This is a genomic window from Pseudomonas acericola (SeqCode) (genome assembly GCF_053456465.1).
The window spans coordinates 55,254-80,446 of record NZ_JBRFJB010000010.1; the positions used below are offsets into that span (position 1 = coordinate 55,254).

Annotated in this window: 28 protein-coding genes; 16 read left to right on the plus strand and 12 right to left on the minus strand. The window is 62.3% G+C overall.

Annotated features, from left to right (window positions below; translation table 11 throughout):
* Nucleotides 1-36 precede the first annotated feature (36 nt).
* The 4 genes from proB to ACU688_RS25345 all read left to right on the plus strand — a co-directional run bounded on the left by proB (nt 37) and on the right by ACU688_RS25345 (nt 3,545).
* Nucleotides 37-1,155 carry a glutamate 5-kinase gene (proB, locus tag ACU688_RS25330; RefSeq protein ID WP_207041818.1) on the plus strand — a complete coding sequence of 373 codons (1,119 nt, stop codon included), beginning with the start codon at nt 37-39 and terminating at the stop codon, nt 1,153-1,155.
* 16 nt (nt 1,156-1,171) lie between these two features.
* Nucleotides 1,172-1,636: a CreA family protein gene (locus ACU688_RS25335; RefSeq protein ID WP_015885841.1), complete on the plus strand. Its 465-nt coding sequence runs from the start codon at nt 1,172-1,174 to the stop codon at nt 1,634-1,636.
* Nucleotides 1,637-1,737: 101 nt separating this feature from the next.
* On the plus strand, nt 1,738-2,220 hold the full coding sequence (locus ACU688_RS25340) for a glutathione peroxidase (protein WP_017735027.1): 483 nt from the start codon (nt 1,738-1,740) through the stop codon (nt 2,218-2,220).
* A gap of 221 nt (nt 2,221-2,441) precedes the next feature.
* Nucleotides 2,442-3,545, plus strand: coding sequence for an NADH:flavin oxidoreductase (locus tag ACU688_RS25345; RefSeq protein ID WP_448186836.1), 1,104 nt, complete (start codon nt 2,442-2,444; stop codon nt 3,543-3,545).
* Here ACU688_RS25345 and ACU688_RS25350 read toward each other — a convergent pair.
* Nucleotides 3,514-4,716: a glycosyltransferase family 4 protein gene (locus ACU688_RS25350; RefSeq protein ID WP_448186837.1), complete on the minus strand. Its 1,203-nt coding sequence runs from the start codon at nt 4,714-4,716 to the stop codon at nt 3,514-3,516. The two genes, ACU688_RS25345 and ACU688_RS25350, sit on opposite strands and share 32 nt — an antisense overlap.
* Nucleotides 4,717-4,770: 54 nt before the next feature.
* The gene (cysZ, locus tag ACU688_RS25355; RefSeq protein ID WP_448186838.1) at nt 4,771-5,520 is read right to left on the minus strand and encodes a sulfate transporter CysZ; all 750 of its coding nucleotides are present in this window, start codon (nt 5,518-5,520) and stop codon (nt 4,771-4,773) included.
* Between cysZ and ACU688_RS25360 the strand changes: the two genes are divergently transcribed.
* Complete coding sequence (locus ACU688_RS25360; protein WP_448186839.1) at nt 5,519-5,674, plus strand: hypothetical protein; 156 nt, start codon at nt 5,519-5,521, stop codon at nt 5,672-5,674. The genes cysZ and ACU688_RS25360 overlap by 2 nt on opposite strands.
* A 128-nt stretch (nt 5,675-5,802) precedes the next feature.
* On the plus strand, nt 5,803-6,747 hold the full coding sequence (gene trxB / locus ACU688_RS25365; protein ID WP_448186840.1) for a thioredoxin-disulfide reductase: 945 nt from the start codon (nt 5,803-5,805) through the stop codon (nt 6,745-6,747).
* A gap of 173 nt (nt 6,748-6,920) precedes the next feature.
* Here trxB and ACU688_RS25370 read toward each other — a convergent pair whose 3' ends face one another.
* From ACU688_RS25370 to ACU688_RS25395, 6 genes are all read right to left on the minus strand, one after another.
* Nucleotides 6,921-7,259 (minus strand): HopJ type III effector protein, encoded by a 339-nt coding sequence (locus ACU688_RS25370; RefSeq protein ID WP_448186841.1) that lies wholly within the window; start codon nt 7,257-7,259, stop codon nt 6,921-6,923.
* Nucleotides 7,252-7,548, minus strand: a complete 297-nt coding sequence (locus ACU688_RS25375) for a DUF1244 domain-containing protein (protein ID WP_048722893.1) — start codon at nt 7,546-7,548, stop codon at nt 7,252-7,254. Before ACU688_RS25375 ends, ACU688_RS25370 begins: the two co-directional genes overlap by 8 nt.
* 84 nt (nt 7,549-7,632) lie before the next feature.
* On the minus strand, nt 7,633-8,004 hold the full coding sequence (folX, locus tag ACU688_RS25380; RefSeq protein WP_003176029.1) for a dihydroneopterin triphosphate 2'-epimerase: 372 nt from the start codon (nt 8,002-8,004) through the stop codon (nt 7,633-7,635).
* Nucleotides 8,005-8,006: 2 nt separating this feature from the next.
* On the minus strand, nt 8,007-8,567 hold the full coding sequence (gene folE, locus ACU688_RS25385) for a GTP cyclohydrolase I FolE (RefSeq protein WP_448186842.1): 561 nt from the start codon (nt 8,565-8,567) through the stop codon (nt 8,007-8,009).
* A 20-nt stretch (nt 8,568-8,587) separates the two neighbouring features.
* Nucleotides 8,588-9,298, minus strand: coding sequence for a dihydromonapterin reductase (gene folM, locus ACU688_RS25390; protein WP_448186843.1), 711 nt, complete (start codon nt 9,296-9,298; stop codon nt 8,588-8,590).
* A gap of 56 nt (nt 9,299-9,354) precedes the next feature.
* On the minus strand, nt 9,355-9,915 hold the full coding sequence (locus ACU688_RS25395) for a putative antibiotic biosynthesis monooxygenase (RefSeq protein WP_448186844.1): 561 nt from the start codon (nt 9,913-9,915) through the stop codon (nt 9,355-9,357).
* Between the two features lie 212 nt (nt 9,916-10,127).
* Here ACU688_RS25395 and ACU688_RS25400 point away from each other — a divergent pair, with 212 nt between their 5' ends.
* Nucleotides 10,128-11,087, plus strand: a complete 960-nt coding sequence (locus ACU688_RS25400; RefSeq protein ID WP_448186845.1) for a MerR family transcriptional regulator — start codon at nt 10,128-10,130, stop codon at nt 11,085-11,087.
* 2 nt (nt 11,088-11,089) lie between these two features.
* Here ACU688_RS25400 and ACU688_RS25405 read toward each other — a convergent pair whose 3' ends face one another.
* Both ACU688_RS25405 and ACU688_RS25410 read right to left on the minus strand, forming a co-directional pair.
* Nucleotides 11,090-11,695, minus strand: a complete 606-nt coding sequence (locus ACU688_RS25405; protein WP_448186846.1) for a hypothetical protein — start codon at nt 11,693-11,695, stop codon at nt 11,090-11,092.
* Nucleotides 11,696-11,755: 60 nt separating this feature from the next.
* Nucleotides 11,756-12,223, minus strand: coding sequence for a PAS domain-containing protein (locus ACU688_RS25410; protein ID WP_448186847.1), 468 nt, complete (start codon nt 12,221-12,223; stop codon nt 11,756-11,758).
* Between the two features lie 129 nt (nt 12,224-12,352).
* Between ACU688_RS25410 and ACU688_RS25415 the strand changes: the two genes are divergently transcribed.
* Nucleotides 12,353-12,808: a flavodoxin gene (locus tag ACU688_RS25415; RefSeq protein ID WP_257782556.1), complete on the plus strand. Its 456-nt coding sequence runs from the start codon at nt 12,353-12,355 to the stop codon at nt 12,806-12,808.
* Here ACU688_RS25415 and ACU688_RS25420 read toward each other — a convergent pair.
* The gene (locus ACU688_RS25420) at nt 12,789-13,685 is read right to left on the minus strand and encodes a LysR family transcriptional regulator (RefSeq protein WP_448186848.1); all 897 of its coding nucleotides are present in this window, start codon (nt 13,683-13,685) and stop codon (nt 12,789-12,791) included. The two genes, ACU688_RS25415 and ACU688_RS25420, sit on opposite strands and share 20 nt — an antisense overlap.
* Before the next feature lie 98 nt (nt 13,686-13,783).
* On the opposite strand from ACU688_RS25420, the gene ACU688_RS25425 reads away from it, so the two are divergent.
* From ACU688_RS25425 to ACU688_RS25460, 8 genes are all read left to right on the plus strand, one after another.
* A complete protein-coding gene (locus tag ACU688_RS25425) occupies nt 13,784-14,155 on the plus strand; it encodes a CidA/LrgA family protein (RefSeq protein WP_448186849.1) in 372 nt (123 codons plus the stop codon).
* A complete protein-coding gene (locus ACU688_RS25430) occupies nt 14,145-14,831 on the plus strand; it encodes an LrgB family protein (protein WP_448186850.1) in 687 nt (228 codons plus the stop codon). The genes ACU688_RS25425 and ACU688_RS25430 overlap by 11 nt, the downstream gene beginning before the upstream one ends.
* A 151-nt stretch (nt 14,832-14,982) precedes the next feature.
* On the plus strand, nt 14,983-15,765 hold the full coding sequence (locus tag ACU688_RS25435) for a class II aldolase/adducin family protein (RefSeq protein WP_448186851.1): 783 nt from the start codon (nt 14,983-14,985) through the stop codon (nt 15,763-15,765).
* Nucleotides 15,765-16,667 carry an alpha/beta fold hydrolase gene (locus tag ACU688_RS25440; RefSeq protein WP_448186852.1) on the plus strand — a complete coding sequence of 301 codons (903 nt, stop codon included), beginning with the start codon at nt 15,765-15,767 and terminating at the stop codon, nt 16,665-16,667. The genes ACU688_RS25435 and ACU688_RS25440 overlap by 1 nt, the downstream gene beginning before the upstream one ends.
* A gap of 269 nt (nt 16,668-16,936) precedes the next feature.
* Entirely contained in the window at nt 16,937-17,848 is a 912-nt protein-coding gene (locus ACU688_RS25445; protein ID WP_448186853.1) for an SDR family oxidoreductase, read from the plus strand.
* Between the two features lie 484 nt (nt 17,849-18,332).
* Nucleotides 18,333-20,123 carry a DUF1302 domain-containing protein gene (locus tag ACU688_RS25450; RefSeq protein WP_448186854.1) on the plus strand — a complete coding sequence of 597 codons (1,791 nt, stop codon included), beginning with the start codon at nt 18,333-18,335 and terminating at the stop codon, nt 20,121-20,123.
* Nucleotides 20,124-20,149: 26 nt separating this feature from the next.
* Nucleotides 20,150-21,508 carry a DUF1329 domain-containing protein gene (locus ACU688_RS25455; protein ID WP_257782551.1) on the plus strand — a complete coding sequence of 453 codons (1,359 nt, stop codon included), beginning with the start codon at nt 20,150-20,152 and terminating at the stop codon, nt 21,506-21,508.
* 286 nt (nt 21,509-21,794) lie between these two features.
* On the plus strand, nt 21,795-24,293 hold the full coding sequence (locus ACU688_RS25460) for a LuxR C-terminal-related transcriptional regulator (protein ID WP_448186855.1): 2,499 nt from the start codon (nt 21,795-21,797) through the stop codon (nt 24,291-24,293).
* Here the strand turns inward: ACU688_RS25460 and ACU688_RS25465 are convergent.
* The gene (locus ACU688_RS25465) at nt 24,290-25,165 is read right to left on the minus strand and encodes a helix-turn-helix domain-containing protein (protein WP_448186856.1); all 876 of its coding nucleotides are present in this window, start codon (nt 25,163-25,165) and stop codon (nt 24,290-24,292) included. The genes ACU688_RS25460 and ACU688_RS25465 overlap by 4 nt on opposite strands.
* Nucleotides 25,166-25,193: the final 28 nt, after the last annotated feature.

Genomic DNA, 25,193 nt, shown 5'->3' on the forward strand with positions numbered 1-25,193 from the left:
CTGGGTCGCGCAGCCCTCAATCTAAGGTTGAAGATGATGCGGAGCAAAGTGACAGGTGCGCAGCGCTGGGTCGTAAAGATCGGAAGTGCGTTGCTGACGGCGGATGGCAAGGGGCTGGATCGTGCAGCCATGAGCGTCTGGGTCGAGCAGATGGTGGCCTTGCATGAGGCTGGCGTCGAGTTGGTGTTGGTGTCGTCCGGGGCCGTTGCCGCCGGGATGAGCCGCCTCGGCTGGACCGCGCGACCCAGCGCGATGCACGAACTGCAAGCCGCCGCCGCCATCGGCCAGATGGGCCTGGTGCAAGCCTGGGAATCCAGCTTTGCCGAGCACGGCCGCCACACGGCGCAGATTCTGCTGACCCACGACGACCTGTCCGACCGTAAGCGCTACCTCAACGCCCGCAGCACGTTGCGCGCGCTGGTGGAGCTGAAAGTCATCCCGGTGATCAATGAAAACGACACCGTGGTCACCGACGAAATCCGCTTCGGCGACAACGACACCCTGGCCGCCCTGGTGGCCAACCTGGTGGAAGCTGACCTGTTGGTGATCCTCACCGACCGCGACGGCATGTTCGACGCCGACCCGCGCAACAACCCCGACGCTCAGCTTATCTACGAAGCGCGTGCCGATGACCCGGCACTGGACGCCGTGGCCGGCAGCGTCGGCGGTGCCCTGGGCCGTGGTGGCATGCAGACCAAGCTGCGCGCTGCGCGCCTGGCCGCACGTTCCGGCGCCCACACCATCATCGTCGGCGGGCGCATCGAGCGCGTGCTGGACCGGCTCAAGGCCGGCGAGCGCATCGGCACGCTGTTGTCGCCGGAACGCGGCATGCTGGCGGCGCGCAAGCAGTGGCTGGCGGGGCACCTGCAAACCCGTGGCACCCTGGTGCTGGACGAGGGTGCTGTATCGGCGTTGTCCCAAGGCAACAAGAGCTTGCTGCCGGTGGGCGTCAAGTTGGTGCAAGGCAGCTTCCGCCGTGGCGAGATGGTGGTGTGTGTCGCGCCCGACGGTCGTGAGATCGCCCGTGGCCTGGCCAACTACAGCGCCTTGGAAGCGCAGAAAATCATTGGGCAGTCGTCTGACGCGATTGTGAGTCTGTTGGGTTATATGGCGGAACCGGAACTGGTGCACCGCGACAACCTGATCCTGGTTTAAACGTAAGGAATACACGATGCGCGTGATGAAGGGATTGCTCGGCCTGCTGTTGGCCATGCCGCTGCTGGCCTCGGCCGAAGAAATCGGCCAGGTGTCGACCGTGTTCAAATTCGTCGGCCCCAACGACCGGATCGTCGTCGAAGCCTTTGACGACCCCAAGGTCGACGGCGTGACTTGCTACCTGTCGCGCGCCAAGACCGGCGGCGTCAAAGGCGGCCTGGGCCTGGCCGAAGACCGCGCCGAAGCCTCGATCGCCTGCCGTCAGGTCGGCCCGATCCGCTTCAAGGGCGAGCTCAAGGATGGCGACGAAGTGTTCAAGGAACGCACCTCGCTGGTATTCAAGACCATGCAGGTGGTGCGCTTCCTCGACAAGAAGCGCAACACCCTGGTTTACCTGGTGTACAGCGACCGCCTGATCGAAGGCAGCCCGCAGAACGCCGTGACCGCGATTCCGATTTTGCCGTGGCCGACCGCTCAGTAGTCCACAGGCGGGTTTTGTAATCGGCGTCTATGATTGCAGGCTTGCGGGTTGTAATCTCGACGAGCCGCTTTGCTAAGAACATGGGATATCTGGAGTTCGTCATGAGTGCTTTCCACGACCTGAAACTCAAAGCTTTGGACGGACAAGAGCTGCCACTGGCGCCCTTCAAGGGCCAGGTGGTGCTGGTGGTCAACGTGGCCTCCAAGTGTGGCTTGACCCCGCAATACGCGGCGCTGGAAAACCTCTACCAGCAATACAAGGACCAGGGCTTCACCGTACTTGGCCTGCCGTGCAATCAGTTTGCGGGCCAGGAGCCGGGCAGCGAAGAGGAAATCCGCGAGTTCTGCAGCCTCAACTACGGCGTGACGTTCCCGTTGGGCAGCAAGCTCGACGTCAACGGGCCGGATCGTCACCAGCTGTACCGGCTGCTGGCGGGCGAGGGCGCCGAGTTTCCAGGGGATATCACCTGGAACTTCGAAAAATTCCTGCTGGGCAAGGATGGGCGCGTGCTGGCGCGCTTCTCTCCACGCACGGCACCGGACGATCCCACGATTGTCCAGGCCATCGAAAAAGCCTTGAGTTAACTCGGCCCGACCTGTGGCGAGGGAGCTTGCTCCCGCTGGAGTGCGCAGCGCTCCCAAGATTTTGGGGCCGCTACGCAGCCCAGCGGGAGCAAGCTCCCTCGCCACAGGTAAGCGTCCACCCTCGCTTTTACCCTTTAATCACTCAGATCAATAGTGCTGTTCAGCCCTGCATGCGCCCCATATTATCCACGTCATAAACCCGCCTTACGTGGAGTACACCCATGCCTGTCCAAGCCCTGTTCAAACCCTTCCAGCTCGGTGCTCTGCAACTGTCCACCCGTGTGGTCATGGCGCCGATGACCCGATCGTTCTCGCCCGGCGGCGTGCCCAATTCCAAAGTCATCGAGTACTACCGCCGCCGCGCCGCCGCCGGGGTGGGCCTGATCATCACCGAAGGCACCGTGGTCGGCCATCAGGCCTCCAATGGCTACCCCAACGTCCCGCATTTCTACGGTGAAGCGGCTTTGGCCGGCTGGAAGAAAGTGGTCGACGCCGTGCACGCCGAAGGCGGCAAGATCGTCCCGCAACTGTGGCACGTAGGCAGCGTGCGCCGCATCGGCACCGAGCCGGACGCCAGTGTGCCGGCCTACGGCCCGATGGAGAAACTCAAGGACGGTAACGTAGTCGTCCACGGCATGACTCACCAAGACATCAAGGACGTGATCAACGCCTTCGCCCAGGCCGCCAAGGATGCCAAAGGCATCGGCATGGACGGCGTAGAGATCCACGGTGCCCATGGCTACCTGGTGGACCAGTTCTTCTGGGAAGGCAGCAACCAGCGCACCGACGAATACGGTGGCAGCCTGGCCAACCGCTCGCGTTTTGCCATCGAGCTGATCCAGGCCACCCGCGCCGCCGTAGGCCCGGGCTTCCCGATCATTTTCCGTTTCTCCCAGTGGAAACAGCAGGACTACACCGCACGCCTGGTGCAAACCCCCGAGGCGCTGGGTGAGTTCCTCAAGCCGCTGTCTGACGCCGGCGTAGATATTTTCCACTGCTCCACCCGCCGTTTCTGGGAGCCGGAATTCGAAGGTTCCGACCTCAACCTGGCCGGTTGGACGCGCCAGCTCACTGGCAAGCCGACCATCACCGTGGGCAGCGTCGGCCTGGATGGCGAGTTCCTGCAGTTTATGGTCAACACCGACAAGGTCGCGCAACCGGCCAGCCTGGAAAAACTGCTGGAACGTCTGAACAACGACGAGTTCGACCTGGTCGCCGTGGGCCGTGCCCTGCTGGTTGACCCGGATTGGGCGGTGAAGGTGCGTGAAGGTCGCGAGAGCGACATCCTGCCATTCAGTCGTGAGGCGCTGACGACCCTGGTGTAAGCGGCGACAGGGCGGGCACCGGGTGCCCGTCCTCGCACACCCCACGCAGCTGGCGTTCAAACTGCTCGATGATCGCCGGCCAGCCCTGGCGGCTGGCGTGTTGGCGGGCATTCAGGCGCGCCCTGCGTAAATTTTCTTGTTCCTCCAGCAGCCAGTTGGCCGCATCGCAAAACGCCTCCTCATCGCCCGGCATCGCCGACACGCCGTTATAGCCATGGCGAATATGCTGGGTCGCGGCCGCCTGGTCATACGCCACCACACCCAACCCCGAGGCCATGGCTTCCAGCACCACATTGCCGAAGGTTTCGGTGAGGCTGGGAAACAGGAACAGATCGCCCGATGCATAGTGCCGCGCCAGTTCTTCGCCGCGCTGGGTGCCGCAGAACGCGGCGTCGGGCAGGTCACGTTCCAGCATCGCGCGTTGCGGCCCATCGCCGACGATGATCAATTTCAGTCGACGCTGTGGATAAGTGCTGCGCAGGGAGTCGAAGCAGCGCTTGAGCACGCCGAGGTTCTTTTCCTGGGCCAGACGCCCTACATGCAGCACGGCAATATCATCATTGCCCAAGCCCCAGCTCTCACGCAGTGCGTTATCGCGTTTGGCCGGGTGGAATAACTGGCTGTCCACCCCACGCGACAGCATCCCCAAACGCTCGAAGTGCCGGCGTTCCAACTCCAGGCGTTGGCTGGCACTCGGCACCAGGGTCAAGGTCGAGCGGTTGTGAAACCAGCGCAGGTAGTGAGTGACCATTCGGCTCAGCATGCTCAAGCCGTATTGGTTGGAGTATTGCTGGAAGTTGGTGTGAAAGCCGCTGACTACGCTGATGCCCAGGCGCCGTGCCGCGCGCAAGGCGGATAGGCCCAACGGCCCTTCCGTGGCGATGTACAGCACGTCCGGGCGTTGGCGGGTCCAACGGCGCAGCAGCTTGTGCATCGACGACTGGCCCCACTGCAAGCCCGGATAGCCGGGCAATGGCCAGCCACGGCACAAGAGCAATTCGTCATCGCTGGTGCGGCTCTGGTCGCTGCCCTGGCGCGGGCGCACCAGTTCGACTTGATGGCCGCGCGCGCGCAAACCGTCGCACAGGCGGCCAAGGGTATTGGCCACCCCGTTGATTTCAGGCGGGAAGGTTTCGGTAATCAGGGTGATGTGAAGCGAGGCTGTCGTCATGACCCACAGTGTCGCCGTGGGCCGTGTCGTCATTGTGTCATTGGGATGATGGATTTATGACTTGGCCATCGCTTCGGCACCTTGCTCGCGCACCCAGAACAACGTGGCTCCGGCCACCGCCGCCGGCATCATCAGCAGGTTGACCACCGGCACCAGCAGCACCAGGTAGACAATCCCGCCAAAGCTCATGCTCTGCCAGCGCTTCTGGCGCAGCCAGGCGAGCATTTCGTTCCAGCCCAGCTTGTGGTTATCCGCCGGGTAGTCGATGTACTGGATCGCCATCATCCACACGCCGAACAGCAGCCACAGCGGCGCGGCGATCAGGTTGACCACCGGAATGAACGACAGGATAAACAGGCCGATGGCCCGTGGCAGGAAGTAGCCCAGCTTGCGCATTTCCCGCGCCAAGGTGCGTGGCACCATCGCGATCAGTTCGCTCCAGCTGAACGCCGGAAAGTCATCGGTGCCGCGCACCACCACTTCGACTTTCTCCGAGAGGAAACCGTTGAACGGTGCGGCGATGATATTGGCCAGCATGGTGAAGGTGAAAAACACCATCAGCACCACCAACACGACAAACAGCGGCCATAGCAGGTAGTTGAGGAAGCTCAGCCAGCTTGGCAGCGTCGGCATCAAGTGATCGACCCACAGGCTGAACTGATGGCCGGCGAAATAGATCAAGCCGACGAACAGCACCAGATTGATCGCCAGCGGCAGCAAGACAAACAGGCGCAAGCTAGGGCTGAGCACCAGTTTGAGGCCTTCACGCAGGTATTGCGGGCCGGAAAGAGCGGGGGCGGGCATGGACAACTCCGAGCAAGGGGACGAACGCGCCGACCTTACCGGCTTTGTAACCTGGGCGAAAGCGGCGACATCAGCGGTAACAAACGCGTCGATCAACCGGCTCGACTGCATAGAGACCGCCTATGAGCTGGATTGTTATTCCGTATTTCCTTAATCTTGCCCCCCTCTATACGCTGCACCCATTATTTTTCAGGACGTGCGAGTTCAAGCCTTCCCCAAGTGCTTCGCGGTCCTTTTTTATTCCAGCCGCCTTGTTGTCCGGGTGGTCGATAGGAGTGAGTCATGTCTGATACCCGTCATTCGCGAGTGATTATTCTCGGTTCCGGCCCTGCCGGTTACAGCGCTGCCGTCTACGCTGCCCGGGCCAACCTCAAGCCGCTGCTGATCACCGGCATGCAGGCGGGCGGTCAGTTGACCACCACCACCGAAGTCGATAACTGGCCAGGCGACGTGCACGGCCTGACCGGCCCGGTGCTGATGGAGCGCATGAAAGAACACGCCGAGCGCTTTGAAACCGAGATCGTCTTTGACCACATCAATAAAGTCGATTTCTCGAAAAAGCCTTACAGCCTGACCGGCGACAGCGGCGTGTACACCTGTGACGCGCTGATCATCGCCACCGGCGCCAGCGCCCGTTACCTGGGCCTGCCGTCGGAAGAAGCGTTCATGGGCAAGGGCGTTTCCGCCTGCGCGACCTGCGACGGTTTCTTCTACCGCAACAAACCGGTCGCCGTGGTCGGTGGCGGCAACACCGCCGTGGAAGAAGCACTGTACCTGGCCAACATCGCCAGCACCGTGACCCTGGTTCACCGCCGCGAGACCTTCCGCGCCGAGAAGATCCTGATCGACAAGCTCCACGCCCGTGTGGCTGAAGGCAAGATCATTCTCAAGCTCAATGCCACCCTGGACGAAGTCCTGGGCGACAACATGGGTGTGACCGGTGCCCGCCTGAAAAACAACGACGGCAGCTTCGACGAGCTGAAAGTCGACGGCGTGTTCATCGCCATTGGCCACACGCCGAACACGTCGCTGTTCGAAGGCCAACTGGAATTGAAAGACGGTTATCTGATCGTGCAGGGCGGCCGTGAAGGCAACGCCACTGCCACCAGCGTTGAAGGCATCTTCGCGGCCGGTGACGTGGCAGACCACGTGTACCGCCAGGCCATCACCTCGGCCGGCGCGGGTTGCATGGCTGCACTGGATGCTGAGCGTTACCTCGACGACTGAGGCGCGCTGCAAAAATAAAAAACCGGCCGAGAGGCCGGTTTTTTTATGCACACGATTTAACTAACACCGACGGACCCATGTGGGAGCTGGCTTGCCTGCGATAGCGGTGTATCAGCCACCACCGCCATCGCGGGCAAGCCCGGCTCCCACCTTGACCGTGTACCGCTGTTGAATCAGCGGCGGGTCAGCGGCTGTGCGGTGAACGTGACACCGGCCAAGCCATGGGCGATCAATGCACGGATGTTGCCATGGTCACTGCCCTCAGGCGTGGCCACCACCGAACGGTAATGCTCGCCAAACGCCAGCAGCGCCTCTTGGTCACTCAAGCCTTCCAGCACAGCCAGGCCCAGGGTCTTGCACGAACCCTCGTTCTGCCCGGCGGCGTTTTCCACGTTGCCATTGGTGAAGGCTTGCGGCTGGTAGTCGTAACCTGCGGCAACAAAGGCCAAGGTGTCGGCAAATACGTGTTCGCCGCTGTTCAGGCTGTTGCGCAGGGTGTTCAGGTCAGTCATGGGTTTTTCCTTTGGCGAACGCCGCCTGTTGGTCGGCGCTGGCTTCTTTCTGGTATTGGGCTTTCCACTCGGCGTACGGCATGCCGTACACCACTTCACGGGCGTCATCGAGGCTCAGCTCGATCTGGCGCTCATCGGCCTCGGCCTTGTACCACTTGGACAAGCAGTTACGGCAGAAGCCGGAGAGGTTCATCAGGTCGATGTTCTGCACATCCTTGCGGCTGTCCAGGTGGGCCACCAGCCGGCGGAAGGCGGCGGCTTCGAGTTCGAGGCGTTGTTGGTCGGTCATAGTGGTCTCTTCGAGACAGCTTGTAGCGGGTAAGCTGCAAGCAGCAAGTTGGAATGAGGTAGGCCTTTAGCTTGCAGCTTGTAGCTAGCGGCTTGCAGCTAACGTTATCGACACCGACTCGGCAAAGCGCAGCGCATGGGGCTTGTCCACTTCGACTTCGGCGTACAGCACCGACTCATTGCTCATCACCAGGTCCAGCAGCTCCTGGGTCAGACGTTCCAGCAGGGCAAAGCGGTTGCCTTCGACGTGGGCAATGATGGCCTTGGTGATGGTGCGGTAGTTCAGCGCGTGGTCGATGTCATTGTCGCGCACCGCCTCTTGGGCGGCATACAGGATGGTCAGGTTGATCAGCACATCCTGCTTGTTGAGGATCTCGTCCTCGTTGATGCCGATGTAGGTGCGCAGGCACAGGTCCTTGACCCGGATGCGCGCCATGCCTGGTTGAAGTTGTGGCATTGCTACTTGCTCCGTCCGATCAGTTGCAGGAACTCCATGCGCGTGGTGTTCGACTCGCGGAACGCGCCGAGCATCACCGAGGTGTTCATGGTTGAATTCTGTTTCTCCACGCCGCGCATCATCATGCACATGTGCTTGGCTTCGATCACCACCGCCACGCCGGCGGCCTGGGTCACTTGCTGGATGGCATCGGCGATTTGCCGCGTGAGGTTTTCCTGGATCTGCAGGCGGCGTGCGTACATGTCGACAATACGCGCCAGCTTCGACAGGCCGAGCACCTTGCCGGTCGGAATATAGGCCACGTGGGCCTTGCCGATAAAGGGCAGCAGGTGGTGTTCGCACAGCGAGTACAGCTCGATGTCCTTGAGGATCACCATCTCGTCGTTGTCGGAGGTAAACAGCGCGCCGTTGACGATGTCATCCAGGTTCTGTTCGTAGCCGTGGCACAGGTACTGCATCGCCTTGGCCGCGCGCTTGGGGGTATCGAGCAAACCTTCACGCTCCGGGTCTTCGCCCAGGCTCTTGAGGATCTCGCGGTAGTGTTGGGGCAGGGACAAGGTCATACAACATCCTCACAAACGGCTTACTTGATATGCCGCCCGCCGTTGACGGTCAGGGTGGTACCGGTGACATAGGGGTTGTCCAGCAGGTAACGCACGCTCTGGTAGATCACCTCGGGCCCGGGTTCGATGCCCAGTGCCGACTTGGCCAGCACCTTGGCTCGGTAGGCCGCGTCGTCGCCGTCGTTGAACATCACCATCGCCGGGGCGATGCCGTTGACCTTGATCAGCGGCGCGAACTGCGCGGCGAACGACAGCGTGAGGCTGTCGAGGCCGGCCTTGGTGGCGCAATAGGCGATGTGCTGGCGACTGCCCTTGCGCACCACGTCATCGCTGATATGCACGATGTCAGCCGGCGTCGAGTGTTGCAGCAAAGGTGAACAATGCAGGTTGATCAGGTAGGGCGCAAGCATGTGCACGCTGAACATGTCGGTAAAGGCGCGGCTTTCGTCGCCGGGTGTTTCCGCGACCCAGGCCGAGGCGTTGTGGATGATCGCGCGCAGGCTTTGGGTGTGGCAGTTCAGTTCGGCGATAAATGCCATGACGCCGGCTTCGCTGGAGAAGTCGGCAAACACACCGATCGCCCCGCGCTCGCGCAGGGCCTGCACGCCAGGGCGTTCGCTGCGGTAGCTGAAAATCACCGAATGGCCGTCGTCGAGCAAACGCTGGGCGCAATGCAGGCCGACACGCTGGCCGGCGCCGGTGATCAGGATCGGGGCATGTGTTGCAGTCATGGGGGGCTCGATTCGCTGGCAGGCTCAAATCATACCAGCGCTGCGGCCCCCTGTACTCACGCGGCGGCTTCGCTGGCCTTGCGCGGTGCGGGCACGGGATGCAGCCAGTTGGCCAGCAGGTGGGTCGACAGCGGAATGAACAGGTAAACCATCAGTGGCGTCAGGGCCAGGGTGCTGACCAGCACGCGCGGGACCAACTCCAGATCAGCGAGCAACGGGCCCAATACAAAGTTGAAGATCAACGACACGGGGAAAAATGCCAACCAGATCGCCACGGCCTGTTTCCAGCGGGGTGGCCGTGCGCCGACGGCGCCGAACCAGCCATCAATGCCACTCACACGATGCTCCGATGGGTCGGCGAACAGCTCGCTGCCACGGCCCAGCCAGGCACTGCGGGATGCGGAAAATTCCCAGGCATGCAGGGTTTTTTCGTCGGCGAAACGGAAGATGATTTGGAATTCGTCATCATTGGGCGGCGGCGCAAGCACGCCTGAGCCCAGGTAACCGGGAAAGTCCGTGGCCAATTGCTCGCCTTCGCGCAGCCAGGCCATCAACTCTTCGTAGCGACCCTTGGCCACGCGGCGCGCAACCATCAGGGTGACGGGTGAGGTAGACATTGTGTATCTCCAAATATACGGGTGCGCTGGGCCGGGTAGGCGGCGCACGAACATAGCGGCGGGGTAGTGCCGCTATGTAAAAACAGGCAAGGATTATTCCTGTTTTGCAGAAATACGCCAGTGGCATTGGTCTGAAGCTTGAGGCGCTTGAAAAAGACAGGTCGAAAAGCGTTAAATGATTGCCCCGATCACCGTTGGTTTTTTGGTCTCAAATGCCCGTGATTACTGCTCCGCTTGATAGCAATTTGCATCTAGATACGCCTGGTTCAGACGAACTGTTTCCGATTCGTGAAGTGTCGAGATTGACAGGCATAAACCCCGTCACCCTGCGTGCCTGGGAGCGCCGTTATGGCCTGATCCAGCCCACGCGCACCGAAAGCGGGCACCGCCTCTACTCCAAGGCCGATATTGAGACGGTCAATCGCATCCTCGACTGGATCGAGCGCGGCGTGGCCGTGAGCAAGGTCGGCAAGCTCCTCGCGCGTGACGAGCAGCAAGCGCAAGCCGTGCGTGCTGAGCGTGACTTGGCCGCAGAGGTCGAGTGGCCGCAGTGGCAGGCGCGGTTGATGCAGGCGGTCAGTGCGTTCGATGATCGCCAGCTGGAGCATGTGTACGGGCAGATTTTTGCGACCTACCCCCTCAGCGTGGCGTTCCAGGACATCCTGATGCCCCTCTGGCAGGATCTGCTGCGCCATCAGGGCCGCTTTGGCCAGGCCAGTGAATGGTTGTTCTTCGATGCCTTCCTGCGGGTGCAGGCCTTGCAGCGCTTGCAGGTAGCCTGTGCGTCGTCGGCGCCACGGGTGCTGCTGGCCGCCCTGCCCGGCGAGTGTCGTAAATTGGAGTTGCTGGTGGCCGCGCTGTTGATCAGTCGCGACGACCTGGTGGTGAAGGTGCTCGCGATGGGCCAGCCGGTGGATGAGTTGATGCTGGTGTGTGAAAAAACCCGTCCCCAGGCCTTGATCGTGTATTCCAACCACTCACACGGCCACGACCTGCCCAGCCGCCTGAACCGCTTGGCGATGACCCTGGATTGCCCACTGTTTCTGGCAGGAGCGGCGTCGGACCTGGCCGAGAACGACCTGGCCGGTTCTTCCGTGGGATGCCTGGGCAATGAAGGGCGCTTGATGCAACGCCGCCTGCAGCAGTTTCTCAGCGGCCAACTGGATACCTGAGATCAGGCATGCACATGCGGGTGGACCAGGCGATGTTGGTGCAGGATGAATTGGCGCAGGCGCTCGATCTCATCCGCATCGCTCTGGTTCAGGCGGTAGGCGAACAAGCCGCGCGCGGTTTCCCGCTCCAGCGTGCCGCGCAGGGCAATGCGTTCGTAACCGGAAGGGCTGAACCACAGGGCAAAGGTCTTGGGCGGTTTGACCCGGCCACGGATTTCCACCAGCACGCCCTTGAATGACACTTCGTGTACCCACAGCGCGCCAGGCGTGCCCTTGATGTTCTCCAGTGCCACCGGCGCTTCAAGCGCCAGGCGCCATGGGCGGATCATCGGCCCGTCTTCGAAAATGCTCGGCACCCCCAGACGCAAATGCACAGCATGAAACTCATCCTCCACCAGGTGCAGCGGGAAGGTCAGTTGCTGGTTATCGAACTGCGCCTGGATCGTGACGTGGTCGTGAGCGGCCAGCCGGGTGAGCAAATCACGGATCTGCGCCCCACCGTTGACGGTCAGGCTCGACGATGCATCCCGCAGGTTGAGCTGGGGGTTGTGCTGCATGTTCTGAATGAAGTCCAGCTCATCCTGGGTCAGAAGCGCGTCGCGGTGCATTGATCGTGCTCAATGAAAGGGGTGTTAAAGTGCCATTATCCTCTCTAATGACCCCATTTTCTAAACTTTGTTAGATCCGCTCGTCGCTTGGAGAGCGGCCAACTGGGCCTTGACCTCGGCCAGTTCGCTTTCCAGTTGGGCCACGCGCTGCTGGGCCTTGACCTGAAGGGTGACGTCTTTTTGCACGCCGACAAAATACGTTTGCTTGTCAGCCTCGTTGTACACCGTCGAAAGCGACAGTTCGTTGAAGAAATGGGTACCGTCCTTGCGGTAGTTGCGCAGGATTTCCCGGCAGGCACCACCACTGTCCAAAGCCTCACGAATAGCCATCAGCCCCGGTTGATCGCGGTCACCCGACTGTAGAAAGCGGCAATCCTGATACAGGATGTCATCCAGGGTGTAGCCGGTCAGCCGTTCGAATGCCGGGTTGACGTAGATCAGCGGCTTGTCCTTGCCCTCTCGCTCGGCGACGACGATGCCGTCGTTGGAGGCGTTGACGACCAGTTGCAGCAGTTTGGCGTTAATCATTGAGCGGTCCATGGCTTGTTTTGGGCGATTGGAGTGTATGGCAAGGTTTGAATGTTGCACGCAGCGCACTGAAATATTTGCGCCAGCTGCTAATATCCCACGCTTTCACTCAACTACAGGATCAGATTGATGAAAGTCGCCATCCTTTCCGGCTCGGTCTACGGCACCGCTGAAGAAGTCGCCCGCCACGCCGCCGGTATCCTCAACGCCGCCGGTTTTGAAGCCTGGCACAATCCACGCGCCACCCTGGCAGACGTGCAAGCCTTCGCTCCCGACGCGTTCCTGGCGGTGACTTCGACCACCGGCATGGGTGAATTGCCCGACAACCTGCAACCGCTGTATTCGAGCATCCGCGACCAACTGCCCGCCGCCTGGCGCGGCCTGCCAGGCGCGGTGATCGGCCTGGGCGACGCTAGCTACGGTGACACCTTCTGCGGCGGCGGCGAGCAACTGCGTGAGCTGTTCGGCGAGTTGGGCGTTCGCGAAGTGCTGCCGATGCTGCGCCTGGACGCCAGCGAAAGCGTGACCCCGGAAGCCGACGCCGAGCCGTGGCTGGCGGAACTGGTCACTGCACTGCGCGGTTGACCGGGTATTCACGCAACAACGCCAGCCAGGCCTGGGCGGCTCGCGACAGATAAGCGCCGTCGCGCCAGATAAAGGCAATGTCCCAGCGCAGGAAGTCTGGCGCCTTGAGCGTCAGGCGCACCACGCCCGGGCGCACCAACCCACGGGCGACCACGCTGGGCAGCAGCACCACGCCCTGGCCGGCGGCGACCAGCGCGACGAGAAAGTCCGCCTGGCCGCTGCGGCCAATTTCCTTCGGCGTAAAGCCCACCTGCTGACACGCCTGCATCAGCCGATCGTTCAGCACAAAACTGCGCTGGTACATCAGGAACGGCGTGTCCGCCAATTCTTCCAGGCGCACCTGGGCGTTTTCCGCCAGCGGATGGTCCATCGGCAGCAAGGCGTCCAGCGGCTCATCGCAGAACGCTTGCCAGGCAAAGGCCGGATCGCTGGGCATCAGGCTGCCGCCAACGTCCAGTTCACCGTTGAGAATCCCTTGTTCAATGGTGCGACTGCCGCCTTCGAGGAGCTGGATGGTGACGTTGGGGTAGCGCCTGCGGTACTCGGCAAACAGCCCGGCGAACAACGTATCACCGGCCAGCAGCGGCAGGCCCAGGCGCAATTCGCCACGAGCCAGTTGCTGCATGTCGTCCAGCTCGCTGAGCAACTCGGTTTGCAGGCGCAGCATCGCTTCGGCGCGTTGCAACACCACGGCGCCGGCGGCGGTCAGGCGGATATGTGAACCGGTACGCTCCAGCAGCGGTGTGCCGAGGCTCTGCTCCAGTTGCGCCACTTGTTTGCTCACGGCGGATTGGCTGATGTGCAAGGTTCTGCCGGCCTGGGTAAAACCACCGCGATGGATGACTTCGACAAAGCTGCGCAGCTGTTTGAATTCCATGGTCTTGATTCCAGTTTGGAATAGTTTGCAGTCTAACAATTCGCTGTGGGTATGAGGTCCGTCTCTTTAAAATGGGCGCCTGCGAGGAACCCAAGCCCATGAAACGTTTCACCCGTCTGTTGATTGAATTGGTCGTGCTGCTGGCCATCTATTTTCTTGGTTGCCAACTGGCTGTGTGGCTGGCCTGGCCGATTCCTGGCGGGGTGGTCGGGCTGGGCTTGCTGTTGGCGACCTTCGCCAGCGGCCTGATCAAGCCCGCCGCCCTGCAATTGGGCGCCGGTGTATTGATGGCGGAAATGCTGCTGTTCTTTATTCCGGCCTTGATGAGCCTGTTGGACTACGGCGGCCTGGTGCGTAATGACGGCTGGCGCATCCTGCTGGTGATCGGCCTGAGTACCTTGGCGGTGATGCTGGTGACCGCGTTTACCGTGGAATGGGTGTGCCGCTGGAAACTTCGCCATGAAGCTTGAACTGATGCCCCTGTTCTGGCTTGGCCTGACCCTGGGCGCGTATGTCTTCAGCCGCTGGCTGTACCGGCGCACCGGGCGCTACCTGTTGTCGCCGTTGATCCTCGTGCCGGTGCTGTTGCTGGCGGTGGCCGTGCCGATGAACACCGCCTATGCCGAATACGCCGCCGACACCCACTGGCTGATGCTGGTCCTCGGCCCGGTCACCGTGGCCTTCGCCGTGCCGATCTGGCAACAACGGCGTTTGCTCGCACGCCACTGGTCGGCATTGCTGCTGGGCATGCTGGCGGGCAGCATCGCGTCCATCGCCACCTCGTTTGGCCTGGCCAAGGCGCTGGCGCTGGACAGCGCGGTGACGATGTCGCTGGTGCCGCGTTCGATTACCACGCCGTTCGCCATGCCGGTGTCGTCCGACCTCGGCGGCGTGCCGGAACTGACCGCCGTGTTCGTGATGTTCACCGGCGTGTTCGGCGCCATGCTCGGTGGCGTGTTGCTCAAATGGCTGCCGTTGCGCACGCCGCTGGCCCGTGGCGCCCTGTTTGGCGTGGGTGCCCACGGCGCCGGGGTCAGCCGGGCGCGGGAAGTGGGCGGCGAAGAAGGCTCGGTCGCCGGCCTGGTGATGGTGTTGACGGGGCTGCTCAACCTGTTTGCCGCGCCTTTATTGGCGGCGCTTCTCTGACGCCGCGTACACGGATTTGAACTATTCTCAAGGCTGACTCGTTCGGTCATCAAGCTGGCTGCGAAGGCGACTCCCTTCCGTCATGAGGTCTGACTAGACTGGCCCATCACTCAAAAAAACAATAACAAAGTGCGCCAAGGAGGTCGTTGCCGTGAGCCTAGCCCCCGTTCTATCGCCACAGAATGTCCAAGATCAGGTCAGCGCTGCCGAATGGCAAGCCCGTGTCGACCTGGCAGCCTGCTATCGCCTGGTGGCGTTGCACGGCTGGGATGACCTGATCTTCACCCACATCTCGGCCAAGGTGCCGGGCACCGATGATTTCCTGATCAACCCGTATGGGCTGATGTTTCACGAGATCACCGCGTCGAGCCTGGTCAAGGTCGACCAAGCCGGCAACAAGTTGATGGACGGCCCCTACGAGATCAACCCGGCGGGCTACACCATCCACAGCGCCATCCATGAAGTGCGCCACGACGTCACCTGCGTGCTGCACACCCATACCGCCGCCGGTGTCGCGGTGGCGGCGCAGAAGCAGGGCGTGTTGCCGATCAGCCAGCAATCGATCTTCGTGCTGGCGAGCCTGGCCTATCACGCCTACGAAGGCGTGGCGCTGAACCACGAAGAAAAGGCGCGCTTGCAGGCCGACCTGGGCGACAACAATTTCCTCATGCTGCACAACCACGGCCTGCTGACCTGCGGCAGCACCATCGCCGATACGTTCTTGATGATGTTCACCTTCCAGCGTGCCTGCGACATCCAGGTGCTGGCGCAAAACGGCGGCGCCGAGTTGATCCCGATCGGCCCGCAGATTCTGGCCGGGGCCAAGGCAATGGTGGCGGCCGTGACCAAAAGTGCACAAGGAATGGGGGGCGCGCTGGCCTGGCCGGCGTTGCTGCGCAAGTTGGACAGCATCGATCCTGGGTATAAAACCTGATGCCACTCGCCGAGATCCCGCTGAGAGCCTGGCGCAAGCGCGGCCAGAGTTTCGTCTTCCGTGGCCGCACCCTCCGTTATTGGGTGGCGGGGCAGGGCGAACCGTTGCTGCTGATCCATGGTTTTCCCACGGCCAGTTGGGACTGGCATTACCTGTGGCAGCCCCTGGCCCAGCGCAACCTGGTGATTGCCTGCGACATGCTCGGCTTTGGCGACTCGGACAAACCCCTGGATCACGAGTACTGCCTGCTGGAGCAGGCCGATGTGCAACAGGCGCTGCTGGAGCACTTGAGTGTGGACCAGCCGGTGCATGTGCTGGCCCATGACTACGGCGACAGCGTCGCCCAGGAATTGCTCGCGCGGCATTACGACGGGCGCTTCCTGATGGCCAGCTGCGTGTTTCTCAACGGCGGCCTGTTCCCCGAAACCCATCGGCCTGCGCTGGTGCAGAAACTCTTGCTCAGCCCTCTTGGCTGGATGATCGGCCGCGCCTTTGGGCGCAATGCCTTGTCCGATAGCTTCCGCCAGATCTTCGGCCCGGATACCCGCCCCAGCGAAAGCGCACTGGATGATTTCTGGAGCCTGCTCAACTGCAACGATGGCACGCGGATCCTGCACAAGCTGATCGCCTATATCCCCCAGCGTCGCCGCATGCGTGATCGTTGGGTGGAGGCGATGCAGCGCCAGGACGTACCGCTGCGGGTGATTGACGGCGAGGCGGACCCGATTTCCGGTGCGCATATGGTGGAGCGTTATCGACAACTGGTGCCGGAGGCGGACGCAGTGCTGCTGACGAACATTGGCCACTACCCGCAGATTGAGGCGCCAGTGCAGGTGCTCAAGCACTACCTGGCGTTTCGCGAGCGGATCGCCGGGCCGATGCCCTACATGGCCTATTCCTGATCGCACACAATTCAACTGTGGGAGAGGTTTGTGTGGGAGCTGGCTTGCCTGCGATAGCATCACCGCGGTGTGACTGACACACCGAGGTGCTTGCATCGCAGGCAAGCCAGCTCCCACCAAAGCCTGTTCCACAGTGAGAGCAGTGCCGGCCCCTTAGCCATCATCCCCCAGCCTTATCGCGCACCATTCAGCCCTGGCTGACTTTATTGTGACCAAAGGCCCCGTGCCTGACACTCGACCCATTCCCATTATCGCCAGCGGAGTTCGGTATGAGTGAGTCAGTGCAGTTCCAGGATAAGGTCGTGATCGTCACCGGTGCCGGCGGCGGGTTGGGCCGGGCCCATGCGCTGTTGTTCGCCCAGCACGGGGCCAAAGTGCTGGTCAATGACTTGGGCGGTTCGACCCAGGGCGAAGGCGCCAATGCCTCGGCGGCCGACCGCGTGGTCGCCGAAATCCGCGCCGTTGGCGGTATTGCCGAAGCCAACCATGACTCTGTCACTGACGGTGACAAGATTGTGCAGCACGCGCTGGAAGTGTTCGGCCGCATCGACGTGGTGGTCAACAATGCCGGCATCCTGCGTGACAAGACCTTCCACAAAATGGACGACAGCGATTGGGACCTGGTTTACCGGGTGCATGTCGAAGGCGCCTACAAAGTCACCCGCGCCGCCTGGCCGCATATGCGTGAGCAAGGTTATGGCCGGGTGATCTTCACCGCCTCCACCTCGGGCATCTACGGCAACTTCGGCCAGTCCAACTACGGCATGGCCAAGCTCGGCCTGTATGGCCTGACCCGCACCCTGGCGCTGGAAGGGCGCAAGAACAACATCCTGGTCAACGCCATCGCCCCCACCGGCGGCACGCGCATGACCGAAGGCTTGATCCCGCCGCAGGTGTTCGAGCGCCTCAAGCCGGAGCTGGTCAGCCCGCTGGTGGTGTACCTGGGCAGCGCGGCGTGCGAGGAAACCGCTGGCCTGTTCGAAGTGGGCGGCGGCTGGATCGGCAAGACCCGCTGGGAGCGCAGTCTCGGCGTGGGGTTCGACCCGGAAGCCGGCTTCTCGCCCGATGACGTGGCCGCGCACTGGCAGCAGATCTGCGACTTTGAAGGCGCTGCCCATCCCAAGGACAATATCGAGGCCCTGAAGGAAATGATGGCCAACCTGCAGAAGTACAGCCTTTGATCGTTGCTTGAACAACAGTGAATCGTGCGGGGCGCCAGGGGCGCCCCGTTTTATTCCAGGCATAAAAAAGGCCGCTGCATAGGCAGCGGCCGAAGTAAGACGTTGGATCAAGGAGCAACAAATCCACGTCAGTGAACACCGGTAACAGATTGAAAACAGGCATCAATCCATCTGAGTCTGGCTGTTCTTCCGGTTGCGGAAGCGGGCAGTTCACCCTGAGAGCGCGCTAAGAATAGTCGGTTGTAACAAAATGAGTAATAGCGCTTCAGGACAAGGACTGTTACCGATATAGCAACAGTCGCCGGGCGCGCTATCCATTGGCCTGATAAGCCGCCATCCATTCGATCCATACCCCCGCGCAAACCCGCTGCCAGCACGGGCGCTCATCCTTTCGAGCGACAACACGAATCCCTCCTTGGTGCGCTTATCGCTCCTGATGCGCGGCAGTAGGGTGAGGCCTTCTGTCACTCACCGGGGAAGACGCATGACAAAAACAACAATGCGCGCCATCTTCACGCCTCAGGCGCTGGCCGCTGCGGTTGCACTGGGTTGCTGTGCGCAGGCGCAGGCTGTTTCATTCAACATTGGCGAGATCGAAGGGCAATTCGACTCCTCGCTGTCGGTCGGCGCGAGTTGGGGCATGCGCGATGCCGATAAAAAGCTGGTGGGCACCGTCAATGGCGGCACCGGGCAGGCGTCTACCGGGGATGACGGACGGCTGAACTTCAAGAAGGGCGAAACCTTCTCCAAGATCTTCAAGGGCCTGCACGACTTGGAGCTCAAGTACGGCGACAGCGGCATGTTTGTCCGCGGCAAGTACTGGTACGACTTCGAGCTGCAGGACGAAGACCGCGAATTCAAACAGATCAGCAACCACCACCGCGACGAAGGCGCGCGCTCATCCGGCTATCAACTGCTGGATGCCTTCGTCTATCACAACTATTCCATTGGCGACCAACCGGGCAACGTGCGCCTGGGCAAGCAGGTGGTCAGTTGGGGCGAGAGCACCTTTATCGGTAACTCCATCAACAGCATCAACCCCATCGACGTATCGGCTTTCCGCCGCCCCGGCGCGGAGATCAAGGAAGGGCTGATCCCGGTGAACATGCTGTTCGGCTCCCAGAGCCTGACCAACCAACTGACGGTGGAAGGCTTCTACCAGTTGAACTGGCAGAACACCGTGCTGGATAACTGCGGCACCTTCTTTGGTGGCGACGTCGCGGCCCATGGTTGCAACGGCAACTACACCGTGGGCAACCCGGCGATTGCGCCGTTGCAACCGGTGGCCGCTGCGTTCGGGCAGGGCTTTCAAGTGACGCGTGAAGGGGTGATTGTGCAGCGCGCCCGGGACCGCGAGGCCCGTGACGGCGGCCAGTTCGGCGCGGCCTTGCGTTGGCTGGGGGATGACACCGAGTACGGCCTGTACTTCATGAACTACCACAGCCGCACGCCGACCGTGGGCACCATCACCAACAACACCACGCTGGCCAGGCTCGGCGCTATCTCCGGCGCAGCCAACGGCATCGCGCCCGGCACCGGCTCCGGGCTGGTCCAGAGCCTGATGCTCGGCCGTGGCCAGTACTACCTCGACTACCCGGAAAACATCCGCCTGTTCGGCGCCAGTTTCTCCACCACCTTGCCCACCGGCACGGCATGGACCGGTGAAATCAGCTACCGCCCGAATGCCCCAGTGCAGCTCAACACCACCGACCTGACCCTGGCCCTGATCAACCCGGTTGCCGGCCAGGCGGCGTCGCCGATCCGCAGCAACTTCGGCGACGACAACAAAGGCTACCGCCGCAAGGAAATCACCCAGATTCAAAGCACCATGACCCAATTCTTCGACCAGGTGCTGGGCGCCGAACGCCTGACGTTGGTCGGTGAAGCGGCCTTCGTCCACGTCGCCGGGCTGGAAGACAAATCCAAGCTGCGTTACGGCCGTGACTCGGTCTACGGCGCCTACGGGTTCCAGGGTGACACCGACGGTTTTGTCACGGCCAACTCCTGGGGCTACCGCGCCCGGGCGATCCTCGACTACAACAACGCGATCTTCGGGGTGAACCTCAAGCCCAACCTGTCGTGGTCCCATGACGTCGCCGGCTACGGCCCCAACGGCCTGTTCAACAAGGGCGCCAAGGCCATCAGCGTCGGCGTGGATGCGGACTACCGCAGCACCTACACCGCCAGCCTGAGCTACACCGACTTTTTCGGCGGCGACTACAACACCCTCACCGACCGTGACTTCCTCGCCCTCAGCTTCGGCGTGAACTTCTGATCTGGCTAAAAGAAGGACAAGACTCCATGCGTAAGACACTTGCTGTATTGGCTCTGAGTTTGCTGGCGGCCCATGTCATGGCCGCCGTATCGCCCGAAGAAGCCGCCAAGCTCGGCACTAGCCTCACCCCGGTGGGCGCCGAAAAAGCCGGCAACGCCGACGGCTCGATCCCGGCCTGGACCGGTGGCATTCCTACAAATGCCGGCGCGGTGGACAGCAAAGGCTTCCTCGCAGACCCGTTCGCCAATGAAAAGCCCCTGTTCGTGATCACCGCTGCCACCGTCGACAAGTACAAGGACAAACTGTCCGAAGGCCAGGTGGCGATGTTCAAGCGCTACCCCGAGACCTACAAGATCCCGGTGTACACCACGCACCGCACGGTCAACCTGCCGGCGGATATCTATGAGTCGATCAAGCGCAGCGCGCTGAACGTCAAGCCGATCAACGACGGCAACGGTCTGGAGAATTTCACCGGCAACCGCTACTACGCCTTCCCGATTCCAAAAAATGGCGTGGAAGTGCTGTGGAACCACATCACCCGCTACCACGGCGGTAACCTGCGCCGCATCATCACCCAGGCCACACCGCAGACCAACGGCAGCTACACGCCGATCCGCTTCGAGGAAGAAGTGGCGGTGCCGCAACTGATCCCCGACATGGACCCGGCCAAGGCGGCCAACGTGCTGACCTTCTTCAAGCAATCGGTGACCGCGCCCGCGCGCCTGGCGGGTAACGTGCTGCTGGTGCACGAAACCCTCGACCAGGTGAAAGAACCGCGCCTGGCGTGGATCTACAACGCCGGCCAACGCCGCGTACGCCGTGCGCCGCAAGTGGCGTATGACGGGCCGGGCACTGCGTCCGACGGCCTGCGGACGTCCGACAACTTCGACATGTTCTCCGGCGCCCCCGACCGCTATGACTGGAAACTCGTGGGCAAGAAGGAGATGTACATCCCCTACAACAGCTACAAGCTCGATCAACCGACCCTCAAGTACGACGACATCATCAAGGCCGGCCATATCAACCAGGACCTGACCCGCTACGAACTGCACCGCGTGTGGGAAGTGGTCGGCACGGTCAAGCCGAGCGAGCGGCACATCTACGCCAAGCGCCACATGTACATCGACGAAGACAGCTGGCAAGTGGCGCTGGTGGATCACTACGACGGCCGTGGCCAACTGTGGCGAGTGGCGGAAGGGCATGCGCAGTTCTACTACAACCACCAGACCCCGGCGTACACCGTGGAAACCCTGTACGACATCATCGCCGGGCGCTACATCGCGCTGGGCATGAAGAACGAGGAGAAGAGCAGCTTTGTGTTTGGTTTCAATGCCAAGGCGGCGGACTACACCCCGGCGGCATTGAGGGCTGAAGGCGTGCGCTGATTCTTCAACTCTACAACCTGGTGGGAGCCGCTTTATGTGGGAGCTGGCTTGTGTGGGAGCTGGCTTGCCTGCGATGCAGACACCTCGGTATGTCATTCGGACCGAGGTGATGCTATCGCAGGCAAGCCAGCTCCCACATAAGCCAAAGCTCCCACACAAAGCAGCTCCCACATTTGCTTTTGTGCATGGCCGCCAATCACCCCGCTGAATACTTCTTCAACAACCCTTAGCCACAGGACTAGGGTACGCATCAGGTTGCATAACAATAAAAAAGCAGGATGCAGCAATGACCGCCATGACACGCTGCCTGGACCGTCCTGGATTCATGCCCCGGCTGTCCGCCCACCATCTGCTGCGCCCGCGCCTGGCCGCGCCGTTGTTGGCGGCGCAGGCCCGGGTCAAGTTGCTCTGCGCCCCCGGCGGCAGTGGCAAGAGCGCTTTGCTGGCCGAGTGCGCCTTGCAGGCGCCCAACGGTTGCCCGGTATATTGGTTGCCGCTCAATGGCATCACCCTCAGCCCGCTGGAGCTATGCCAGCGCCTGGCCCTGAATCTGGGCCTGCCGTTTACCGATGAAGCCACGCTGCTGCTCGACCTCGCTCGTTGGCAGGCCCCGGCGTGGTTGTTCCTGGATGATTTCAGCCGCCTGCCCGCGCCCGAGTTGGATGCGCTGCTCGACCGCCTGCTCACCGCCAGCAGCCCGGCATTGACCTGGTGGCTCGGCGCCCGGCGCCGGCCGATCTGCAACTGGCCGCGCTTGTTGCTCGACGATGAGTTGTTGGAGTGCAGCAGCAGCGAGTTGGCGTTCAACGGCGCAGAAATCCAGCTGCTGAGCCCCGGGCACAGCGTAGACAGTGTCATGCAGTTCAGCGCCGGGTGGTGCGCCGGTGTGCGCATCGCCTTGCTCGGCGACGGGCACCCGGACAAGACCCTGCTCGATTACCTGCAACACGAGCTGTTCAGCACCTTGCCGGCCGAACTCGCCGAGGCCTGGCGCGTGCTTGCCCATCTGCCGCGTTTCAACGCCGGCTTGTGCGAGCACCTGTTCGGCTTTGGCGACGGCGATCAGTACCTGCACGACTTGCAGGCCCTGGGTGCCTACATCCAGCCGTGGGAAGACGCCGCCGACTGGTTGCAAGTGTTCCCGCCGCTCGCGCACTTGCTGCGTGATGAGCCCTGGCCGGCCAAACGTTCCTGGCACCGGCGCGCGTGCCAGTGGTTCACCGCCGAACAGGACTGGCAAGCGGCGTTCGAGCAAGCGCTGCTGGCCGAAGAGTACGAGGTGGCGGTGAGCCTGTTGCAACACTTCAGCTTCGAGGACCTGTTTCGCCAGCAAAACGCCGTGTTGCTGTTGCGCCTGCATGAACAACATGGCGATGAATTGATGCTGGGTTCGGCGCAATTGGTCGGCTTGGTCACGGCGGCCTTGCTGTTTGCCGGGCGCTTCGACCAGGCTGCGCTGTGCATCGACCAATTGGCGCGTTTCGCGCCGCAACCCACGGCGGCGCAACAGGCCTATCTGCTGGGGCGCTGGCAGGCGCAGTGGGGCTGGTTGCTGCACCTGCGCGGCGATGCCGACGGCGCGCGCGGGCATTTCCTCGAAGCCCTGCAAGCCTTGCCCGACAGCGCCTGGACGTCGCGCCTGATGTGCTTGTCGGGGCTCACCCAACAAGCCTTGCTGCGCGGCGAGTTGGACGTGGCCCAGGCCCTGAGCCGCGAGGCGCTGTGCCTGGCCCGCGCCCACGGCTCGTTGGTGTTGGAAGCATTGCTGGAGTTGGACCACGCCCAGTTGCTGGAGCAGCGCGGCGCACCTTACCGCGCGCAAAGCCTGCTGGAAGGCGTGCAGGCGATGTTGCTCAAGCAGCGCCTCAAGGCCGGGCCGCTGGTGGGGCGTATCGCCTTGCGCCGTGGGCATCTGGCGTTGCGCCAAGGGCAGGACGTGCTGGCCGCCGAGTGTTTCGACGCCGGCTTGCCGATGTGTCTGCACAGCCAGGACAAACGCGTGCTCTACGGTTTTCTCGGCCTCGCGCTGCTGGCGGCCAATCGCGGTGATTACGCCCAGGCCTTTGTCCAACTGCGCGACGCCGAGCGGCTGATGCAGCAGCGGCTGGTGCCGGAGTCGGTGTATCGCGCGGTGTTGCTGTTGGTCAGCGGGCACTTCTGGTTGCAGCAGGGCCGTGCCGAGTTGACGGTGGAAGCGGTGCGCCGGGTGTTGCGCCACTTCCGAGGGCCGCAAGCCAAGCAGGCGCCGCCGGCGACGTTGGAGTTGATACCGCGTCTGGAATATCTGTTGGTGTTGGCCGAGGTGAAACTGGGCTGTGCCGATCAACCGTTGCAGCGCTTGAGCGCCTTGCTGGCGACTGTCCAACAGCGCGGCATGTTGTGCCTGGAAACCGAACTGCACCTGGTGCTGGGCGAGGTGGCTTGGCAACTCGGCGATGCAACTCAGGCGCGGCGTTCGTTGCAGGCCGGCTTGGAACTGGCGGCACGTTGCCAAGTGCAGCAGGCGATTCGCGAGCTGCGTCTGCGCTCGCCGGGGTTGTTGAGTGACGTGGGGCTTGAAGCGCCAGTGTCGCCCGCCGGCACGGCGGAAAACCCCCTGAGCCAGCGCGAACTGGAAGTGCTGCAATTGATCGCGCAGGGCAGCTCCAACCTGGAAATCGCCGACCGCCTGTTTATCTCCCTGCACACGGTCAAGACCCACGCGCGGCGCATCCACAGCAAGCTCGGCGTGGAGCGGCGCACGCAAGCGGTGGCCAAGGCGAAGACGCTGGGCTTGATGGTTTAGGCGCAGAACGCCTGGCGGTACTCGCCGGGCGTGGCGCCCATGGCTTGGCGGAAGCGGCTGGTGAAGTGGCTGGCGCTGGAGAAACCGCACATCAAGGCAATCTCGCCAAGGGGCAGCGAGCCGCCACGCAGCAGCGCCTGGGCGCGGGTCAAGCGGCGCGCCAGCAAGTATTGATGGGGCGGCAGGCCAAAACTTTGGCGGAACATCCGCGCAAAATGGTATTCCGACAGCGCACACAACCCGGCCAATTGGCCGAGGCTGATGGGGTCTTCGAGGTGCTGGTCGATGTAGTCCACCAACAACCGCCGCTGGTACGCCGCCAGCCCGCCTTTCAAGCGCAGCCCGTCCCGCGCACCGACCTGGCTGAGCAGGGTGTGGCTGAGCATTTCATGGGCCAGGCTGCTGGTCAGCAGGCGTTCGGCGGGTTCGTGCCAGTTGAGGGCGATCAACTGGTGGAAGCGCCGGGCTTGGCTGGCGTCCTCCAGGAACGTGCTTTCGCGCAGTTGCAGCGTGCGCGGTTCGCGGTCGAGCAAGGTGACGCAACCGAGGGCGAACTGCTCCGGGCTGAAATACACGTGGGCCAGGCGGATCTCGCCGTTGATCACCCAGGCCGACTGATGCTCGGCCGGCAGGATGCACAGTTTATCGGGGCCGCCCTTGGTGCCGGGCTGGTCGCGACGGAACGTGCCGGTGCCACCGCCGATGTAGCAGGACAAGGTGTGATGGCTCGGTGCCTGGTAATCCTGGGCGTCGTGATGGTTGCTCCACAAGGCCGCAGACAAACCGTCACCGAGCTCGGCGCAGGCTTCGAGGCGAGCGTTGGGCGAGCGGTTAAGGGCTTGGAAGACTTGCAGGGATTCCAGTTCGGGCATGGTGAGCACTCGTTGACGCCTTGCATCC

Excerpts from the sequence above, each read along its gene's own strand:
- proB (WP_207041818.1), top strand. The coding sequence starts at position 37 with ATGCGGAGCAAAGTGACAGGTGCGCAGCGCTGGGTCGTAAAGATCGGA.
- ACU688_RS25335 (WP_015885841.1), top strand. The coding sequence starts at position 1,172 with ATGCGCGTGATGAAGGGATTGCTCGGCCTGCTGTTGGCCATGCCGCTG.
- ACU688_RS25340 (WP_017735027.1), top strand. The coding sequence starts at position 1,738 with ATGAGTGCTTTCCACGACCTGAAACTCAAAGCTTTGGACGGACAAGAG.
- ACU688_RS25345 (WP_448186836.1), top strand. The coding sequence starts at position 2,442 with ATGCCTGTCCAAGCCCTGTTCAAACCCTTCCAGCTCGGTGCTCTGCAA.
- ACU688_RS25350 (WP_448186837.1), bottom strand. The coding sequence starts at position 4,716 with ATGACGACAGCCTCGCTTCACATCACCCTGATTACCGAAACCTTCCCG.
- ACU688_RS25360 (WP_448186839.1), top strand. The coding sequence starts at position 5,519 with ATGGACAACTCCGAGCAAGGGGACGAACGCGCCGACCTTACCGGCTTT.
- cysZ (WP_448186838.1), bottom strand. The coding sequence starts at position 5,520 with ATGCCCGCCCCCGCTCTTTCCGGCCCGCAATACCTGCGTGAAGGCCTC.
- trxB (WP_448186840.1), top strand. The coding sequence starts at position 5,803 with ATGTCTGATACCCGTCATTCGCGAGTGATTATTCTCGGTTCCGGCCCT.
- ACU688_RS25370 (WP_448186841.1), bottom strand. The coding sequence starts at position 7,259 with ATGACTGACCTGAACACCCTGCGCAACAGCCTGAACAGCGGCGAACAC.
- ACU688_RS25375 (WP_048722893.1), bottom strand. The coding sequence starts at position 7,548 with ATGACCGACCAACAACGCCTCGAACTCGAAGCCGCCGCCTTCCGCCGG.
- folX (WP_003176029.1), bottom strand. The coding sequence starts at position 8,004 with ATGCCACAACTTCAACCAGGCATGGCGCGCATCCGGGTCAAGGACCTG.
- folE (WP_448186842.1), bottom strand. The coding sequence starts at position 8,567 with ATGACCTTGTCCCTGCCCCAACACTACCGCGAGATCCTCAAGAGCCTG.
- folM (WP_448186843.1), bottom strand. The coding sequence starts at position 9,298 with ATGACTGCAACACATGCCCCGATCCTGATCACCGGCGCCGGCCAGCGT.
- ACU688_RS25395 (WP_448186844.1), bottom strand. The coding sequence starts at position 9,915 with ATGTCTACCTCACCCGTCACCCTGATGGTTGCGCGCCGCGTGGCCAAG.
- ACU688_RS25400 (WP_448186845.1), top strand. The coding sequence starts at position 10,128 with ATGCCCGTGATTACTGCTCCGCTTGATAGCAATTTGCATCTAGATACG.
- ACU688_RS25405 (WP_448186846.1), bottom strand. The coding sequence starts at position 11,695 with ATGCACCGCGACGCGCTTCTGACCCAGGATGAGCTGGACTTCATTCAG.
- ACU688_RS25410 (WP_448186847.1), bottom strand. The coding sequence starts at position 12,223 with ATGATTAACGCCAAACTGCTGCAACTGGTCGTCAACGCCTCCAACGAC.
- ACU688_RS25415 (WP_257782556.1), top strand. The coding sequence starts at position 12,353 with ATGAAAGTCGCCATCCTTTCCGGCTCGGTCTACGGCACCGCTGAAGAA.
- ACU688_RS25420 (WP_448186848.1), bottom strand. The coding sequence starts at position 13,685 with ATGGAATTCAAACAGCTGCGCAGCTTTGTCGAAGTCATCCATCGCGGT.
- ACU688_RS25425 (WP_448186849.1), top strand. The coding sequence starts at position 13,784 with ATGAAACGTTTCACCCGTCTGTTGATTGAATTGGTCGTGCTGCTGGCC.
- ACU688_RS25430 (WP_448186850.1), top strand. The coding sequence starts at position 14,145 with ATGAAGCTTGAACTGATGCCCCTGTTCTGGCTTGGCCTGACCCTGGGC.
- ACU688_RS25440 (WP_448186852.1), top strand. The coding sequence starts at position 15,765 with ATGCCACTCGCCGAGATCCCGCTGAGAGCCTGGCGCAAGCGCGGCCAG.
- ACU688_RS25445 (WP_448186853.1), top strand. The coding sequence starts at position 16,937 with ATGAGTGAGTCAGTGCAGTTCCAGGATAAGGTCGTGATCGTCACCGGT.
- ACU688_RS25450 (WP_448186854.1), top strand. The coding sequence starts at position 18,333 with ATGACAAAAACAACAATGCGCGCCATCTTCACGCCTCAGGCGCTGGCC.
- ACU688_RS25455 (WP_257782551.1), top strand. The coding sequence starts at position 20,150 with ATGCGTAAGACACTTGCTGTATTGGCTCTGAGTTTGCTGGCGGCCCAT.
- ACU688_RS25460 (WP_448186855.1), top strand. The coding sequence starts at position 21,795 with ATGACCGCCATGACACGCTGCCTGGACCGTCCTGGATTCATGCCCCGG.
- ACU688_RS25465 (WP_448186856.1), bottom strand. The coding sequence starts at position 25,165 with ATGCCCGAACTGGAATCCCTGCAAGTCTTCCAAGCCCTTAACCGCTCG.